General features: G+C 73.0%; 17 protein-coding genes. 6 read left to right on the plus strand and 11 right to left on the minus strand.

Going from position 1 to position 16,645, the window contains the following annotated elements:
* Nucleotides 1–11: 11 nt before the first annotated feature.
* A complete protein-coding gene (locus K7854_RS26550; protein ID WP_226029060.1) occupies nucleotides 12–2,198 on the minus strand; it encodes an ATP-binding protein in 2,187 nt (728 codons plus the stop codon).
* A gap of 902 nt (nucleotides 2,199–3,100) precedes the next feature.
* Between K7854_RS26550 and K7854_RS26555 the strand changes: the two genes are divergently transcribed.
* Nucleotides 3,101–3,511, plus strand: coding sequence for a nuclear transport factor 2 family protein (locus K7854_RS26555; RefSeq protein ID WP_226029061.1), 411 nt, complete (start codon nucleotides 3,101–3,103; stop codon nucleotides 3,509–3,511).
* Between the two features lie 100 nt (nucleotides 3,512–3,611).
* Nucleotides 3,612–4,949 carry a 6-phospho-beta-glucosidase gene (locus K7854_RS26560; protein WP_226029062.1) on the plus strand — a complete coding sequence of 446 codons (1,338 nt, stop codon included), beginning with the start codon at nucleotides 3,612–3,614 and terminating at the stop codon, nucleotides 4,947–4,949.
* On the opposite strand, the gene K7854_RS26565 is transcribed toward K7854_RS26560, so the two are convergent.
* The gene (locus tag K7854_RS26565; RefSeq protein WP_226029063.1) at nucleotides 4,942–6,069 is read right to left on the minus strand and encodes an ATP-grasp domain-containing protein; all 1,128 of its coding nucleotides are present in this window, start codon (nucleotides 6,067–6,069) and stop codon (nucleotides 4,942–4,944) included. The genes K7854_RS26560 and K7854_RS26565 overlap by 8 nt on opposite strands.
* A gap of 284 nt (nucleotides 6,070–6,353) precedes the next feature.
* Here K7854_RS26565 and K7854_RS26570 point away from each other — a divergent pair, with 284 nt between their 5' ends.
* Together K7854_RS26570 and K7854_RS26575 are read left to right on the plus strand one after the other, a co-directional pair.
* A complete protein-coding gene (locus K7854_RS26570; protein ID WP_226029064.1) occupies nucleotides 6,354–7,241 on the plus strand; it encodes a metallophosphoesterase family protein in 888 nt (295 codons plus the stop codon).
* Nucleotides 7,238–7,918, plus strand: a complete 681-nt coding sequence (locus K7854_RS26575) for a 4'-phosphopantetheinyl transferase family protein (RefSeq protein ID WP_226029065.1) — start codon at nucleotides 7,238–7,240, stop codon at nucleotides 7,916–7,918. Before K7854_RS26570 ends, K7854_RS26575 begins: the two co-directional genes overlap by 4 nt.
* Nucleotides 7,919–7,942: 24 nt before the next feature.
* Here K7854_RS26575 and K7854_RS26580 read toward each other — a convergent pair whose 3' ends face one another.
* On the minus strand, nucleotides 7,943–8,179 hold the full coding sequence (locus tag K7854_RS26580; RefSeq protein ID WP_226029066.1) for a hypothetical protein: 237 nt from the start codon (nucleotides 8,177–8,179) through the stop codon (nucleotides 7,943–7,945).
* Between the two features lie 114 nt (nucleotides 8,180–8,293).
* Nucleotides 8,294–8,950 carry a helix-turn-helix domain-containing protein gene (locus tag K7854_RS26585; RefSeq protein WP_226029067.1) on the minus strand — a complete coding sequence of 219 codons (657 nt, stop codon included), beginning with the start codon at nucleotides 8,948–8,950 and terminating at the stop codon, nucleotides 8,294–8,296.
* A 231-nt stretch (nucleotides 8,951–9,181) separates the two neighbouring features.
* On the opposite strand from K7854_RS26585, the gene K7854_RS26590 reads away from it, so the two are divergent.
* On the plus strand, nucleotides 9,182–9,841 hold the full coding sequence (locus K7854_RS26590; protein ID WP_226029068.1) for an MmyB family transcriptional regulator: 660 nt from the start codon (nucleotides 9,182–9,184) through the stop codon (nucleotides 9,839–9,841).
* Between the two features lie 7 nt (nucleotides 9,842–9,848).
* Here the strand turns inward: K7854_RS26590 and K7854_RS26595 are convergent, their stop codons facing one another.
* The 7 genes from K7854_RS26595 to K7854_RS26625 all read right to left on the minus strand — a co-directional run bounded on the left by K7854_RS26595 (nucleotide 9,849) and on the right by K7854_RS26625 (nucleotide 15,551).
* Complete coding sequence (locus K7854_RS26595) at nucleotides 9,849–10,670, minus strand: ABC transporter ATP-binding protein (protein WP_226029069.1); 822 nt, start codon at nucleotides 10,668–10,670, stop codon at nucleotides 9,849–9,851.
* Between the two features lie 40 nt (nucleotides 10,671–10,710).
* Nucleotides 10,711–11,490, minus strand: coding sequence for an ABC transporter permease (locus tag K7854_RS26600; RefSeq protein ID WP_226029070.1), 780 nt, complete (start codon nucleotides 11,488–11,490; stop codon nucleotides 10,711–10,713).
* Nucleotides 11,487–12,260 carry an ABC transporter permease gene (locus K7854_RS26605; RefSeq protein WP_226029071.1) on the minus strand — a complete coding sequence of 258 codons (774 nt, stop codon included), beginning with the start codon at nucleotides 12,258–12,260 and terminating at the stop codon, nucleotides 11,487–11,489. Before K7854_RS26605 ends, K7854_RS26600 begins: the two co-directional genes overlap by 4 nt.
* Complete coding sequence (locus K7854_RS26610) at nucleotides 12,257–13,228, minus strand: ABC transporter substrate-binding protein (RefSeq protein WP_226029072.1); 972 nt, start codon at nucleotides 13,226–13,228, stop codon at nucleotides 12,257–12,259. The genes K7854_RS26605 and K7854_RS26610 overlap by 4 nt, the downstream gene beginning before the upstream one ends.
* A 144-nt stretch (nucleotides 13,229–13,372) precedes the next feature.
* Nucleotides 13,373–14,314: a PDR/VanB family oxidoreductase gene (locus K7854_RS26615; protein WP_226029073.1), complete on the minus strand. Its 942-nt coding sequence runs from the start codon at nucleotides 14,312–14,314 to the stop codon at nucleotides 13,373–13,375.
* Nucleotides 14,311–14,481 carry a hypothetical protein gene (locus K7854_RS26620; RefSeq protein WP_226029074.1) on the minus strand — a complete coding sequence of 57 codons (171 nt, stop codon included), beginning with the start codon at nucleotides 14,479–14,481 and terminating at the stop codon, nucleotides 14,311–14,313. The genes K7854_RS26615 and K7854_RS26620 overlap by 4 nt, the downstream gene beginning before the upstream one ends.
* Entirely contained in the window at nucleotides 14,478–15,551 is a 1,074-nt protein-coding gene (locus K7854_RS26625; protein ID WP_226029075.1) for a Rieske 2Fe-2S domain-containing protein, read from the minus strand. Before K7854_RS26625 ends, K7854_RS26620 begins: the two co-directional genes overlap by 4 nt.
* A gap of 208 nt (nucleotides 15,552–15,759) precedes the next feature.
* Between K7854_RS26625 and K7854_RS26630 the strand changes: the two genes are divergently transcribed.
* A complete protein-coding gene (locus K7854_RS26630; protein WP_226029076.1) occupies nucleotides 15,760–16,638 on the plus strand; it encodes a DUF4132 domain-containing protein in 879 nt (292 codons plus the stop codon).
* Nucleotides 16,639–16,645 lie beyond the last annotated feature (7 nt).

The raw sequence follows: 16,645 nt of genomic DNA on the forward strand, positions 1-16,645 counted from the left end.
GGGAGAGGCGGTCAGGGCGTGCAGTCGGCGAGGCCGGGAAGCGGCCGGTTGGCGGGTGCGGCCGCGGGACCGGCCGGCGTCCGCCAGGACGCCACCGGCGGATCGATGGACATCGTGGTGAACTGGGGCGTTCCACCGCCCCAGCCCGGACGCCGGTCGAAGAGCTGGGGCCGCGCCGTGGCCACGATGAACAACGGGACCTGGGGCATCTCACTGCTCATCCGGCCGACGAAGTCCAGCAGCGTGTTGTCCGCGTCGTGCAGATCATCGACGAACATGATCAAGGGGCACTCCAGCGCGATCCTCTCCAGGAGGTTCTCGCCGGACTCCAGCGACCGCGTCAGATCGAACTCCAGCGTCTCGTTCCCGTAGGGATCGAAGAGCGGGCTCTTGCGCAGCTGGAACGGCTGGGCGACACCGGCCGGCCGCCGGCCCCGTTCCGATCCGGCGGGCGCCAGGAACCACGTGGCGATCGGCTGCCCCATGGCGCGCCGCTCGAACTCCTTGAGCAGTCTGCTCTTCCCGATGCCGGGTTCTCCGACGATCGTGACGACGTGGGGGGTCTCGCGGCGCCGGACGCGCTCCAGCATGCCCCGCAGGACGTCGAGTTCGATCTCGCTGTCCACCACGCTCGCCGTCGCCGGCGGCCGTTGGGCGCGGGCGGGTGCCCGGTTCACCTTCCACGCCTGCGGTGAGTCGCCGACGGACACGAAGGAATGCTCCGACGCGGTCAGCTGCCGGGTGTTCCCGCAGACCAGAACCTCCCCCGCGGAGGCCTGGGACAGCAGGGCCTGGCACTCGTCGAGCAGCGCACCGTCCGCCGAGCGGACGGCACCGGCGCCCTCGTAGCGCAGCAGCGCCTCGCCCGTGGACACCGCGGCGTACACCGTGGCCTCCCCGGTGCGCCGGGCGGCGCGGTCGAGCGGGGTGACCGCGGGGGCGGAGTGGAACTCGTCCCGGACGGCCAGGGCGGCGCGCACGGCCCGTTCCGCGTGGCGGTCGTCGTCGTGCCCGGGTCCGAACACGGCGAGCTGGGTGGCTCCTATCGAGCTGATCACCGATCCGCCCAGGTCGCCCACCAGGTCCCGGATGCGCCCCGTCAGGCGGTCGTGCAGTTCGTCGGTGCCCTTCGGCCGCCTGCCTCCCGCGGACGACTGGAGTCCGGTCCGGATTAACAGGACACTCACCGGGCGGCGTCGGCTCGCCGAGGCGGTGCGCTGGGCCGGCGCGCGTACGCGGGTCGCGAGGGCGGGCACGTCGGCGGACAGACCCGAGCCGTGCTCCACGGGCTCCGGGACCGGGTTCTCGCGCACCCCCGCGGGCTCCGGGGCCGCGGTCGCCCACGGCTGCCGCGCTGACCGGGCGGGCGTCAGGGACTCGGAGTGCCCCGCACCCGTCCGTACCAGCTCCAGCGCCGGTGACGGGGCCTCGGGCGGTGACAGCGTGGAGTCCTGGGTCAGGATCGCCTGCTGCAGCGACTGCAGCTCGCGTCGCGGCTCCAGGCCGAGGTCCTCGATCAGGGACGCCCGGACGCGGGTGTAGACGTTCAGCGCGTCCGCCTGCCGACCGCACCGGTACAGGGCCAGCATCAGCTGCCCGCACAGCCGCTCGCGCAGCGGCTGGGCCTCGACCATCGACTCCAGTGCGCCGAGCGCGGACTGATGCCGCCCGCAGCGCAGTTCGGCCTCGAAGTAGTCCTCCATCGCGTCGAGGCGGGCGCTTTCCGCCGCCTCCAGCTCCGGCCAGTTGATCCCGCTCTCGACCAGGTCGGACATGGCCTGTCCCTGCCACAGCGACAGGGCGTCGTGCAGGATGGCCGCGGCCTGGGCCGGGGAGCCGGACTCGAGGGCGGTGCGCCCCTCTTGTATCCGGCGGTGGAACAGGTGCAGGTCGACCTGGTCGCGTTCCACCTGCATGACGTATCCGGGTGCCTTCGTGAGCAGCAGCCCGCTCTGGCGGTTGGTGCCGTGGGCCGAGAGGGATCCGCGAAGACCCCACACCGCGTTCTGGAGGATCTTGCGGGCCGTTGTGGGCGGTGTTCCCTCCGGCCACAGTGCGCTGAGGAGTTCCCGGGTCGGGACCACGCGGTTGGCGTTGAGGAGCAGGTAACCAAGGGTGGCGCGCTGTTTGGTCCCGCCCAGGGCGAGGGGCCGATTGCCGTCGAGGACTTCCAATGGTCCGAGTATTCGAAACCACATGACTGCTCCTCAATTGACTGAATCAGGATCAGCAGGTTGGTGTCGCGGTTGAGAATTCAATTGAGCATGTTGATCTCCCAGGCGCCGCGGCAGGCCGAAGAGGCGCGTGGGGGGATGTCCGGGCCGAGGCGGGTGCCGGGCGCGGAGAGGGCCGCCCTGGTGAACAGGCGGTACTGGTGAGGGGCTAGTGGGCGGAATTACCGTTTCCGCAGGATGTTCCCCGTGGGCTCCTGGCGCCGTTGACAGGCGGAGCGGAGTGCGGGCAGACGAATGCCGCTGAGAAGGTCGGTGTGCAGGCCTGGTCCAAGGCGGTGTCTCCCCATGTGTGTCACCCGCTGACGCCCGAAGGCGGAAGCGGACCCCGTGTGTGACGTTTGCCAGTCCGCCGGAGGCCGATCCGGCCGGGCTGGTAGGGCAACCCTAACCATCGTGATGCCCTAAAACAAGTGTTACTAACAATGCTGGTAAGGCTGCTACGTACACCCTGTACGGCCACGCCCGCTTCGCCGTCGGGGCGAAGAAGGCGCACTACGCCTTTGCCATGAGACACGACTGATGAACCTCGACGAGCCGGGCGGTGCGTCGCCGGCGTTGCGGTCGGTCGGTACCGCTTCCGGCGCCCGCGCTCATTGTCCTCTCTCCGGCCGAACTCTTCTTGGCAATTGCCTGTTCCACGACGGGGAGTCGGTGAGTTCTGGCTGAATACCGAGTGATCGGGCCGGTGTAGCCTCCGAAGGGTCAGGCCGCGTTCGTCCCAGGGCTCCCGTGCGTACACGTCGGCCCGGAGAGTGGAGGGAGCGCGGCGATCCAGGGCCCGGCCCGGTGCGAACGCAGTGCCGCGGTCCCGTCGAGCCGCCGGTGCCCGCACTCTGTCGTCAACCACCCCAACAACGGGAGCAGTCATGACGTCAACGGATGCCAAGAGCGTCGTCCTCGCCTACCTCAAGGCCATCGACGAGCGGGACGCCGAGGCCATAGGGGCGACCCTCTGGGAGGACGCCGAGTTCCGCATCCCCGGCGAGCACGCGCTGGCCGGGAGCTGGGTCGGCATGGACGAGATCCTCAACAAGTTCATGCTGCCGCTGATGGAGCTGTTCTCCACGGAGGTGCCCTACACCATCGAGATCTCCCAGGTCGTGGCCGAGGGCGACACGGTCGTGCTCGACTGCGTGGCGCGTGCCGCCTCCCGTTCCGGCCTGCCCTACGAGGCGAACATCGTGTCGGTGTTCACCCTCCAGGACGGGCGGATCAAGGCCATGCGGGAGTTCTTCGACACGCAGTACTTCGTGCGGACCCTGTTCGGCAACGACTGAACGGAGCCCCGGTGCAGGCGGGTCACCACCCGGTGGGCCAGGCCGTGCCATGATCGACGCCGGACCGGAGTGCGGCCGCGGGCGACGGAAGGGTGCGGACGTGAGGCTGACGATGCTGGGCGGCGGCGGATTCCGGGTGCCGCTCGTGTACGGGGCGCTCCTCGGGGACCACGCCGAGGGGCGGGTGAGCGAGGTCGTCCTGCACGACCTGGACGCGGCCCGGCTGTCGGCGGTGACCCGGGTGCTGGCGGAGCAGGCGGCCGGGGTGCCCGACGCGCCGGCGGTCACCGCCACGACCGACCTCGACGAGGCCCTGCGCGGCGCCGACTTCGTCTTCTCCGCGATCCGCGTCGGCGGCCTCCAGGGACGCGCCGACGACGAACGGGTGGCGCTCGCCGAGGGCGTCCTCGGCCAGGAGACGGTCGGCGCGGGCGGCATCGCGTACGGGCTGCGCACCGTCCCGGTCGCCGTCGACATCGCCCGCCGGGTGGCCCGGCTGGCGCCGGACGCCTGGGTCATCAACTTCACCAACCCGGCGGGACTGGTCACCGAGGCCATGTCCCGGCACCTCGGCGACCGGGTCGTCGGCATCTGCGACTCGCCGGTCGGGCTCGGCCGGCGGGTCGCCCGCGTCCTGGGCGCCGACCCGCAGCACGCCTTCGTCGACTACGTCGGCCTCAACCACCTCGGCTGGCTGCGCGGCCTGCGCGTCGGCGGACGCGACCAACTGCCGCGGCTGCTGGCCGACCCGGCGCTGCTCGGCTCCTTCGAGGAGGGCCGGCTCTTCGGCCCCGAGTGGCTGCGCTCCCTCGGCGCGGTCCCCAACGAGTACCTGCACTACTACTACTTCAACCGGGAGACCGTCCGCGCCCACCAGGAGGCCGACCGCACCCGCGGCGCGTTCCTGCGCGACCAGCAGGCCCGCTTCTACGACGAGATGCGCCGCCCCGGCACCCCCGCCCTGGCCGCCTGGGACCGCACCCGCGCCGAGCGCGAGGCCACCTACATGGCCGAGAACCGTGAGACGGCGGGCGCGGGCGAGCGCGAGGCCGAAGACCTGTCCGGCGGCTACGAGAAGGTGGCGCTGGCACTGATGCGGGCCGTCGCCCGCGACGAACGCACCACCCTCATCCTCAACGTCCGCAACCGCGGCACGCTGTCCGTCCTCGACCCCGACGCGGTGATCGAGGTCCCCTGCCTGGTCGACGCGAACGGCGCCCACCCGCTGGCCGCAGACCCGCTGCCGGACCACGCCACCGGTCTGGTCTGCGCGGTCAAGGCCGTCGAGCGCGACGTCCTGGCCGCGGCCGAGACCGGCTCCCGCGCGACCGCGGTCCGCGCCTTCGCCCTGCACCCCCTCGTCGATTCGGTGGACGTCGCCCACCGCCTCGTCGACGGCTACCGGGCGGTGCACCCGGGCCTGGCCTACCTCAGGTGAGTCCCACCGGCGCGGAGGCGGCCGCCGCCTGCGCCGGTGCGGGGGCGGTCGCCGGCGTCGCGGCGGCGGGGAGGTCCGTACGCTGGTGCGGCACGGACACCGGGCGCAGCGGACGCGGCCCCGCCACCACGGCGTAGTCCTGCCCGAGGAACGGCGGCTCCAGCTCGCCCGGGTCGTCGCCGAGCGCCAGCCGGACCGCCGCCCACGGCACGTTGACGCCGCACAGGGCCAGCTGGTGCAGCCCGCCGGCCGGGCGGGTGTTGACGTCCATCAGGACCGGCCGGTCGCCGTACATCCGGAACTGCACGTTGGACAGGTGGTGCAGCCCGAAGGCCTCGGCGATCCGCCGCGCCGGTGCCAGCCACTGCTCGTGCAGGGTGAACCCGCGGCGGCGGCCGTGCTTGGTGCGGCCCACGGCGAGGCGGACCCGGTTGTCGGGCCCGGTGAGGCAGTCCACCGAGACCTCCGGCTGCTCCAGACGCGGCATCACCAGCCAGTCCACCGGCTCCTCGGCCGCCCGCAGCGCCTCGACGACCAGCGGCAGCGGCACGGACGGGCTCGGGAAGCCGCTCAGGTGCGCGAGCGAGAAGGAGTCCCGGGTGACCGTACGGAAGCCCACGCCGCCCGCGCCGGACGCCGGTTTGAAGCACGCTCGGTGGCCGCCCGCCTCCAGTTCCTCCACCGCGCGGACCAGTTCGTCGGCCGTGCGCACCCGCCACCACGGCGGCACCGGAACGCCGATCGCCCGGACCGCCTCGTAGGCGATCACCTTGTCCCGGAAGACGGCCACCGCCTCCGGGGGCGGCGCGAGCAGGGCGGTGCCCACCGCCTCGAACTCGGCGCGGTGCGCCACGAGCGCCGACTGGTACAGCCGGGGCACGAAGACGTCGATGGCGCGCCGCGCGCACTGGTCCAGCGCGTACTCGACGTACCCGGCGGGGGACAGCCCCTCCGGCTCCAGCTCGGCGGTGTCCGCGGCGGCCAGCACGGGGGAGTCCGGATCGCCGTGCGTGGCATGGATCTCGACGGCCCGGTCGGCGGGATTTCGGCGCAGCTGATCCATGAAGAAGACGTTCTCCGCGTACGTGCGGTTGAGCCAGACGCGTACGGGAGAAGCCATGCAAGCCGCCTTCCGGGGTTTCGCGGGCAGGGCGGAGCGGGCCGTGCCCGGCCAGGGGTTTGGAGGGACACCGAGCCGCTCTGCGCGAAAGGAGAGTCGTGGCGGTGGTGTTGGGGCGATCATAGGGGTACGCGCGGCCCCGGACGCAACGAGCGTCACACGGACGCGTCGGGACGGCCGGGTGCGGGCGGCCCCGGGCCCGGCGCGGCGGGACCGGGCCGCCTTGTGACCCGGGCGGGGATGTGATCTCGTGGCGTCGAACGGGTGTCTGGAAGGGGTGGGGGATGACGTCGAGGGCCGATGCTCCGGGGAAGCTGTGGGCCATCAGCGATCTGCACATCGGGTACGAGGAGAACCGGGCCCTGGTCGAGCGGATGCGCCCCGAGTCCGACGACGACTGGCTCCTGGTGGCCGGCGACGTGGCGGAGACCGTCGCCGACATCCGCTGGGCGCTGGGGCGGCTCGCGGACCGCTTCCGGCGGGTCGTCTGGGTGCCGGGCAACCACGAACTGTGGACGCACCCCAAGGACGAGGTCGACCTGCGCGGTGTCGCCCGCTACGAGCACCTGGTCGCGATGTGCCGCGAACTGGGCGTGACCACCCCCGAGGACCCCTACCCGGTGTGGGAGGGCGCGGGCGGCCCGGCGGTCGTCGCGCCGCTCTTCCTGCTCTACGACTACTCGTTCCTGCCGGCGGGGAGCGCGACCAAGGCCGAGGGCCTTCAGTACGCACGGGGCACCGGCGTCGTGTGCAGCGACGAGTACCTGCTGCACCCCGACCCCTATCCCAGCCGTGAGGCCTGGTGCCGGGCGCGGGTCGAGGAGACCGGGCGCAGGCTCGCCGAGATCCCCGCGGACCTGCCGACGATCCCCGTCAACCACTATCCGCTGCACCGGCACCCCACCGAGATCCTGTGGTACCCCGAGTTCGCCATGTGGTGCGGCACCACGCTGACCGCCGACTGGCACCGCAGGTTCCGCGTGGACACCATGGTCTACGGTCACCTGCACATCCCGCGCACCACCTGGCACGAGGGGGTCCGCTTCGAGGAGGTGTCGGTGGGCTATCCCCGCGAGTGGCGCAAGCGGCCCGGAGACCCCGGGCGACTGCGCCGCATCCTGCCGTCGGCGCAGGCGTCCACGGCGGCGTCGCGCCAGGAGGTGACCCGTTGATCGAGGAACTGCTGCCCGACACGGTCGTCACCGTGGAGGCCTTCGGACACGACGACGCCGGTCACCTGCCCCTCTACCCCGAGGAGGAGGCGATCGTCGCCCGGGCGGTCGCCAAGCGGCGCCGGGAGTTCACCGTCGTGCGCTCCTGTGCCCGCCGGGCGATGGAGAAGCTCGGCGTACCCGCGCAGCCCGTGCTGACCGGGGAACGCGGGGCCCCGCGCTGGCCGGACGGCCTCACCGGCAGCATGACCCACTGCGACGGATACTGTGCCGCCGCCCTGGTCCGCCTGTCCGACCTGGCCTCCCTCGGCATCGACGCCGAACCCGACGGGGCGCTCCCCGACGGCGTGCTGAAGGCCATCGCGCTGCCCGCCGAGGCGGCCCGCCTGCGGCGACTGGACGAGGCGCGGCCCGGCGTCCACTGGGACCGGCTGCTGTTCAGCGCCAAGGAGTCGGTCTACAAGGCGTGGTTCCCCCTGACCGGGAAGTGGCTGGACTTCGCCGAGGCGGACATCGAGATCTCCGTCGACCCGGCCGACCCGCGCCGCGGCACCCTGCACGCCGCCCTCCTGGTGCCGGGCCCGACCGTGGCGGGCCGGCGCCTGAGCCGCTTCGACGGCCGCTGGACCGCCCGGGACGGCCTGGTGACCACGGCGATCGCGGTCCCGCGCACCTGACGGCGACCGGGCCGCCCGCGTCCGTCAGGGACGCGGGCACCAGTCCCGCAGCAGCCGGAAGAACGCCTCCTCGTTCCCCGTCAGTCCCGCGGCGCGCAGCGCCTGCTCCGCCTCGGCCAGCACCGACGGCGGGACGACCGGCGGCCGGGGAGGGCCGCCCGGCCCCGCCCCGGTGTCGAAACCGGCCCGCACGGTGTGCAGGAGCCGCAGATAGGCCTGAACGGCGGTGCGCTCGCGGTCGGTCAGTACGGCGGTGGTCATCGGTCGGCTCTCCCCACAACGACGTCGGCGGTCACGCGCCCCCGCACGGCGGCGGCACCCTCCCAGCTTGCCGCCCACCACTGACAATCCCGTCCGCAGCCGGGCCCGAGTGCCCTACGACTCGGGCCGCTTGACGCTCTCCAGGAGCATGTCCAGCCATTCGGCGACCTTGTCGCGGTGCTGGTCGGTGGGCAACTGCGCGGCCCGCCAGGCGATGCCGCGCACGCCGTGGTCCTGGAGCAGCCGCTCCAGCGGGTCGTCGGCGGCCGAGGCCGCCTCCCGCTCCCGGTCGGCGAGCTGCTGGAGCAACTCCTGCTCGGTGCGCTGGAGGGCGCCCGCGAGCGCTTCGGGGTCCTCGGCGGTGAGGAACCCGGCGTGCACCCGGAAGAAGCGCTGGATGGCGTCGCAGTGCTCCATGGTGGGGCGCCGGTCGCCGTTGATGAGGGCGCCGGCCTGCTGCCGGGACATCCCGGCGCCGTCGGCTATCTCCTGCTGGGTGTACCTGCGGCCGTTCGGCTTCAGCCGGGTGCGCCGCAGCAGGTCCAGGCGCTGCACGAACCTGGTCTGGACATCGGGCTCACCCGCCGGCCGCCCGCCGAGCAGGGCCGCGACGACGGCCTCGGGGACGCCGCAGGCGGCGGAGAGCCGGCCGACGTCGAAGACCTCGGGGTGCGGCACGCCGAGCCGGTCCGCGAGTGCGCCGACCCGGGCGACGACGGCGGTCAGCGTGGTGGTCGGCATGGTGCCCGGACCTTCGAAGCCACCCGTCACCGACAGCTCTCCTACGTCTCTCAGGCCTCACAGGCTTCTCACAAGCAGGTGCCGTGAACTGCCCGGAGAGTAGCCTGCCGCTCGAACTCACATCCAGGCATCGCCACAACTGTGGCCTATTTCAGCCGTCAACAGGCACGAAATGCCACGATAGTTGACACGCCGCGCGTCGGGGCGCCAGGATGCGGGACGCCGCGAGAAGGCCGCATAGGCAAGAGGGGTGACCTCCCGATGGCATTTCAGGTAGGAGGGCAGCGGTCGGCGCCGCGGCCCGCCCCCGCGACCCCCGAGGCCCAGGCCTATCTCCAGGACTACACCGCGCTCCTGGAGGCCGTCCCCTTTCCCTCCTTCGTCGTCGACCACCGCTGGGACGTGGTGCTGGCCAACGGCGCCTTCCGGACACTCTTCCAGGGCGTCGGATCGCACCCGACGGCCATGCCGGACGACAACTTCCTCCGGTTCGTCCTCTTCCACCCGGACGCCGCCACGGTCCTCGGCGAGCACGAGTCGAGCTGGTGCCTGCCCATGCTGGCGCACTTCGCCGCCACCCTGGAGCGGTACGGCCACGACCCCGGCCTGCAGGCCGTCCGCCGGGACATCGCGCAGGACCCGATCATGGAGGCCGCCTACCGCCAGGGCCTGCCGCACTGGGTCCGCGCGGTCGGCGCGCGGGCCGTCGACCACGACGGCGCCGTACGGCCGCTGCACCACCCCGACCCGCGCCGGGGCACCACCGAGTGCCGGGTCGTGGTCGAAACGCCCGGGGCGCTCCAGGAGCTGGGCTACACCCGGCTGACGCTGGTCCTGCGGGAGCCGCGCCGCACCGGCCAGCGGCTGCCGCGCGCCCGCCGTGCCGCCGCCCACCTGAGGGTCGTCCCCGCCGCCGAGTGACCCGTGCTCAGTGCGGGGGCGGGGCGTCCGCCCGCCGCGGCTCCTTCAGCGGCGCCCCCGCCGCCGAGCGCTTCGCCGCCTGGATCTGCTCGTACACACGGGTGCGCAACTCCGCGAAGCGCGGCGCCACCCGGGTGTGCACCTGGTCCCGCCCGTCCGGCAGGTCGACCCGGAGCTGCTCCTGTACGACGGTGGGGGAGGCGGACAGCACGATCACCCGCTGCCCCAGGTAGACGGCCTCGTCGATGTCATGGGTGACGAACAGGACCGTGATGCCCCGCTCCCGCCACAGCGCCCGCACCAGGTCCTCCAGGTCGGCGCGGGTCTGCGCGTCCACCGCCGCGAACGGCTCGTCCATCAGCAGCACCTCGGGCTCGTACGCCAGCGCCCGCGCGATGGCCACCCGCTGCTGCATGCCGCCGGACAACTGCCAGGGGTAGGCCCCGGCGGCGTCCGCGAGCCCGACCGACGCGAGGGCGTCCGCGACCAGCTCCCCGCGCCGCGCCCTGCCCAGGCCCTTCTGCCTCAGGGGCAGTTCGACGTTCGCGCCGACCCGCATCCACGGGAACAGGCTGCGCCCGTACTCCTGGAAGACGAACGCCATCCCGGGCGGCGGGCCGGCCACCCGGCGGCCGGCCAGGAACACCTCGCCCGCCGTCGGTTCGAGCAGTCCGCCCACGCACTTCAGCAGCGTCGTCTTGCCGCACCCGGACGGGCCGACCAGGCACACCAGTTCGCCGGCCGCCACGGTGAAGGTCAGATCGCGCACCGCCTCGACCCGCCGCCCCGGACCCTCGTACACCTTCTTCAGGCCGCGTACGTCGAGCATGGACCGCCCTTTCACGAGACACGAGTTGCCGGGCGCGGGTTCACCGGGACCGCCGGGCGGCGGCGCGCAGGCCGTGGTACCAGCCGAGCGCCCGCCGCTCGACCAGCTGGAAGAGGACCGACAGCACGAACCCGAGCAGACCGAGCAGCAGGATGCCGGTCCACATGTCGGGGATCGCGAAGGAACGCTGGAACTGCACGACGGTGAAGCCCAGCCCGTTGCTGGCGGCGAACATCTCGCTGATCACCATGAGGATGATGCCGACGGACAGCGCCTGGCGCAGCCCCGCGAAGACCTGCGGGCTCGCCGAGGGCAGCACCACGTGCCGCAGCCGTGCCGCGCCCGTGATGCCGTAGGAGCGGGCCGTCTCGGCCGTCACGGTGTCCACCGCCCGCACCCCCTCGACCGTGTTGAGCAGCACCGGCCAGACACATCCGCTCGCGATGACGACGATCTTCATGGTGTCGCCGATGCCCGCGAACAGCATGATCACCGGCACCAGCACCGGCGGCGGCACCGCGCGCAGGAACTCCAGCACCGGTTCGCACACCGCCCGCACCCGCCGGTAGGAGCCGATCAGCGTGCCGAGCGCGACACCGGCCACGCCCGCGAGCAGGTAACCGGCGGCGAGCCGCAGCACGCTGGGCAGCACGTCACCGCGCCACCGCTCGCCGGTCCACACGTCCGGGAAGGCCGACACGATCGTCCGCAGCGGCGGCCAGTACACGTCCTCGCTGCCCGACGAGGAGACCCACCAGACGGCCACCAGGACCACCGGCAGCGCCAGCGCGAACACCAGCCGCCGCAGCAGGCGCCTCACACCGCCACCTCCCCGCGCACCGACTGGTGCCAGGCCAGCGCCCGCCGCTCCACCGCCCGCGCGCCGACGTTGATCAGCAGGCCCAGCAGCCCGGTGACGACGATCAGCGCGTACATCTCGGGGACCGCCTGCGAGGTCTGCGCCACGGCGATCCGGGCACCGAGGCCCGGCGCCCCGACGACCAGTTCGGCGGTGACGGCGAGGATCAGCGCCACGGCCGCCGCCAGCCGCACTCCGGTCATGACGTACGGCAGCGCGGTCGGCCACAGCACGTACCGGATCCGCGCCCAGGTGCCCAGGCCGTAGGAGCGTGCCGTCTCCTCGGCGACCGGGTCGACGTCCCGCACGCCGTACAGGACCTGGATCAGCACCTGCCAGAAGGAGGCGTACACCACCAGCAGCAGCACCGACCGCAGCTCGGTGCCGTACAGCAGCACGGCCAGCGGGATCAGCGCGACCGACGGGATCGGGCGCAGGAACTCGATCGTGGACGCCGTCGCCTCGCGCAGATACGGCACCACGGACAGCAGCACGCCCACGACGATCCCCGCGCAGACCGCCACGGCCAGGCCCAGCGCCCAGCCGGTCAGGGTGTCGCCCAGCGCCGTCCAGAAGGTGCCGTCGGCGGCCTCCGTGCCGAGCGCGTCGGCGATGCGGCTGGTGGGCGGGAAGTACTCCTCCCCGACCAGGCCGAGCCGCGGCACCGCCTCGCCCAGGGCGAGGAAGGCCGCGAGCCCGGCCGCACCGAGTGCGGCGTTCGCACCCCTCACGGCAGCAGCTCGTCCAGGTTTGGCGTCCGCTTGAACAGGCCGTCCGCCTCGCCGAGCCGCGCCAGCTCCTCGACGCCCGCGCGGTCGGGCTCGGCCGGCCACTTCGGCAGGGTCACCTTCGCCAGCACGTCCGCCGGGATCTTCGTGTACGTGGTGACGATCTCGCGGACCTCGTCGGGGTGGGCGTCGGCGTACGCGAGGGACTCGGCGGTGGCCGCCTGGAACTTCTTCACCACCTCGGGGTGCTCCTGCGCGTACTCGGCGGAGGTGAAGTACATGGCGACCGTGAGCTTCGGGGCGATGTCGATCATGGGGGAGGCGATCTCCCGGCCGCCCTGGCTCTTGATCGTGGCCAGCGCCGGCTCCACCACCATCGCCGCGTCGATCCGCCCGGCGTCCAGCGCGGCCGGCATCTGGTCGAAGGCCAGCTCCACCAGCTCCACCTCGTCCGGGTCGCCGCCCGCCTTGCGCACCGAGGCCCGTACCGCGGTCTCGTTGATGTTCTTGAGCGTGTTGATGGCGACCTTCTTGCCCTCCAGCTCCTTCGGCGACTTCAGCGGGCTGTCCCCCTTGACGGTGAGCGCCTCGAAGTCCCCGCCCACCTCACCGGTCGAGGCGATGCCGTTGGCCACCGCCTTCACCGGCACGTCGTTCGACTGGGCGATCAGCAGGGACGTCATGTTGCTGAAGCCGAACTGGAACTGGCCGCTGACCACGCCCGGCACGATCGCCGCGCCGCCCTGCGCACTGGAGAAGGACAGCTTCAGGCCCTGCTCCTCGAAGAACCCCTTCTGCTGACCCAGGTACAGGGGCGCGACGTCGACGATGGGGATGAGGCCCACCTTGATCTCGGTGGCGCCCCCGGAGGAGCCGGACCCGTCCGACCCGCCGGAGTCGCCGGAGGAGCCGCACGCCGTCGCGGCGGCCAGGACGGACACGGCCGTGAGGCCGGCGAACAGACGACGCATGACTCCCCCTGGAGGAACGTGCTCGGCGGAACGTGCTCAGTGGGAACGTGCTCAGCGGGAACGTAGGGCCGGTGCGGAGTCGTGGTCAATGCCCTTGCCCGGATGGGCCGTTGAGGATTCAACCGAGGTCGCGTCCCCGCGGAGTCACAGGTCCAGCACCAGCCGTCGGCCGCGGCACCGCGACACGCAGATGAGCATCGTCTCCCCGGCGGCCCGCTCCGCCTCGGTGAGCACCGAGTCCCGGTGGTCCGGCTCCCCCTCGACGACCTCGGTCTCACAGGTCCCGCAGGTGCCCTCCGTGCAGGAGTAGAGCACCTCGACACCCGCCGCGCGGACCGCGTCCAGGACCGGGACACCGGGCGGCACGGACACCGTGCGGCCGCTGCGCGCGAGCACGACCTCGAACTCCGCCTCCGCCGGCGGGTCCGCGACGGCCTCCTTCGGGCGGAACCGCTCCACGCGCAGGCGCCCGGCCGGGCAGCGCGCCTCGACGGCGTCCAGCAGCGGACCGGGCCCGCAGCAGTACACGAGGGTGTCCGGGGACACGTCGTCGAGCACGGACGCGAGGTCGAGCAGCCCCGACTCGTCCTCGGGGACGATCACGACCCGGCCCCCGTACCGCTCCAGCTCCCCGGTGAACGCCAGGCCGGCGCGGGTCCGCCCGCCGTACAGCAGGCTCCACTCGGCCCCCGCCTCCTCGGCGGCGGCCAGCATCGGCAGGATCGGGGTGATGCCGATGCCACCGGCGAGGAAGCGGTACCGGGGTGCGCGCTCCAGCCGGAAGCCGTTGCGCGGGCCGCGCACCCGGACCGTGTCCCCGGCCCGCAACTCGTCGTGAACATAGGCGGAGCCGCCCCGCCCGTCGGTCTCGCGCAGGACCGCTATCCGGTACGCCGCCCGGTCGGCCGGATCGCCGCACAGCGAGTACTGCCGCTCCAGGCCGGGGCGGAGGACGACGTCGACGTGGGCGCCGGGCTCCCAGGCCGGGAGCGGTTCGCCCAGCGGGTGGCGCAGGGTGAGGACGAGCACGCGGTCGGCCGCCGTCTCCCGGCGGGCGACGACGAGTCCGGCCTCGTACCGGCTCATGAACCGTCCCCGGGCAGTTCGTGTCCCCGCGGGTGGGCGAGCATCCAGTCCCACATCGCGACGGGATCCTCGGCGGTGTGCTCGGCACCGCAGTGGCAGGTGCCGTGCAGGACGTCGGTGCCGGGCAGCCAGTCGACCCGGTAGACCTCGCCGGTGCGCCGGCTCACCGGGCCGCCCGCCGCCCGGCCGCGTCGCCCTCCTCGACCAGCCGGGCCAGGATGCGGCGCGCGGCCAGGCCACCGGTGTCGATGTTGATGCTCAGCTCCTGGTAGCCGGTGCGCTCGCCGCCGAGCGTGCGCTGGAGCAGGTTGAGCGCGTCGACGTCCTGCATGACCACCGTGCGGTTGTTCTTGTGCAGGAACTCGGTGACCTCGGCGTCGTCCGTCGCCCAGTCCCGGGAGACGGCCCAGAAGTCGTACACCCGGCCGTCGGCCGACGGCGTGATGGCGTAGGTGATCTCGGTGTGGAAGCCGTCCGGGTCGCTGCCGTCGGGCGCGGGCACCGCACCGGCCGGGGCGACCCTGCTGTGCAGCACGTACAGACAGGGCGCGTGGTACTCGATGTCCTGCCAGCGGTCGATGCGCCCGGTGATGCCGGTGGACCGGGCGTAGAAGGGCGGGCACTCGGCGTCGTCCATGTGCCGGCTCACCCGGACGATCCCGGCGCCCTCGTCGACCTCGGTGGTGATCGGTGTCTCGGCGACCTCCGGGGTGCCGATGTAGCCGCCGTGCAGATACGTCTCGTGGGACAGGTCGAGGAGGTTGTCCACCAGCAGCCCGTAGTCCGCGTCGACCGGCTCCATGCCCCGGACCGTGACCCAGCCCGGTGCGTCCAGGTGCCGGGCCCGCGGCACCGTCTCCGGGTCGGCCAGCGCCGGGTCGCCGATCCACACCCACACCAGGGAGTCCCGTTCGGCCACCGGGTAGGAGGCGACCCGGGCGGTGCGCGGCACCCGTTTCTGGCCCGGCACGTACACACAGGTGCCGGTCGTGTCGTAGGTGAACCCGTGGTAGCCGCACACGATCCGGTCCCCGTCCAGCCGCGTCGGCGCCTCGGAGAGCGGATAGCGGCGGTGCACACAGCGGTCGTGCAGGACGACCGGGCTCCCGTCCTCCTCGGTGCGGTAGAGCACGAGCGGTTCGCCGAGGACCGTGCGGCCCAGCAACTCGCGCCCCACCTCGTGCGCGTGGGCGGCGACGTACCACTGGTTCCTGGCGAAGGCGGTCATGTGCGGCATCGTTGCGGCTCCCGTCCGTCGTCGGTGCTGGCATCGTGCGGGAGCCCGCGCCGGGTGGCAACACCCCTTCCGTACCGCCCGGGGGGACGGGCGGCGGGAGTGTCGGTGGGTGCCCCTAGTCTTTCGCCAACGTCACGGCCGGGCGCACCGGTCCGGTCCGCGCCGCGCCGTGCCGGGTGTTCCTAGTGGTGGGAGAGGCGAAGAACTGATGGGTTGGCTGGCAGCGGGCGACAGGTACGAAGTCGCTCTGGTGGAGGGCCGGGTGGTGGCGCGTCCCACCTCGGCGGCGGCGTCCGCGCCGGAAGGTACGCGGGAGGGGACGCTGCCCGCGGAGATACGGGACCGCCCCGAGGTGGTCGAACTCCAGCGCTTCGCCGAGTGGCTGGACCGGCACGCCGCCGAGTGCGCGGCGCAGGTCGACACCTGGATGGTGTCCTCGCTGCCGGTGCCGACCGGGCTGCTCGCCCAGGTCTGGCCCGACGCGGCCTGGCAGGCCGCACTGCGGGACATCGTCGTGGTCGGCGAGGGCCCCGAGGAGGTCGGCTTCCTGCGCGACGCGGACGCCTCGGACGGGCTGCGGGTGGTGAACCTGGACGGCGAGACCGTCCGCCTGACCCCGCGTACGGTGACCATGCCCCACCCGGTGCTCCTGCCCGACCTGGAGGAACTGCGCACCTTCGCAGCCGAGTTGGGCGTGGTGCAGGGCGTGGAGCAGATCCACCGGGCCACCTGGACCAAGCCCGCCGGGACGGACGACGGGGCACACTCGGTCTCCGAGTTCGAGGGCGCCGAGTACCGCTCCTGGTTCCATCTCTCCGCGCGTGCCACCTCCCTCGGCTACCGCGTCTCCGGCGGCCGCGTCGTCGACCGCGTCCGGGACGGCGGGCGCGTCGTCACCGCCTCCGTCGGCATGAGCGACCCCTACACCGAGGACAAGGCGTGGACCGGGAGCCTGGCCTGGTACCGCGAGGACGCGTACCGCAGCCTCCCGCTCGGCGAGGTCGGCCCCGTCGCCTGGTCGGAGGGCATGCGCATGGCCGCCGCCCTGCACGCCGGCCGCACCGTCCCCGCGGACGACGCCCGGTGAACGCCAT

The sequence above is a fragment of the Streptomyces hyderabadensis genome (genome assembly GCF_020404845.1).
Taxonomy (GTDB): Bacteria; Actinomycetota; Actinomycetes; order Streptomycetales; family Streptomycetaceae; genus Streptomyces; species Streptomyces hyderabadensis.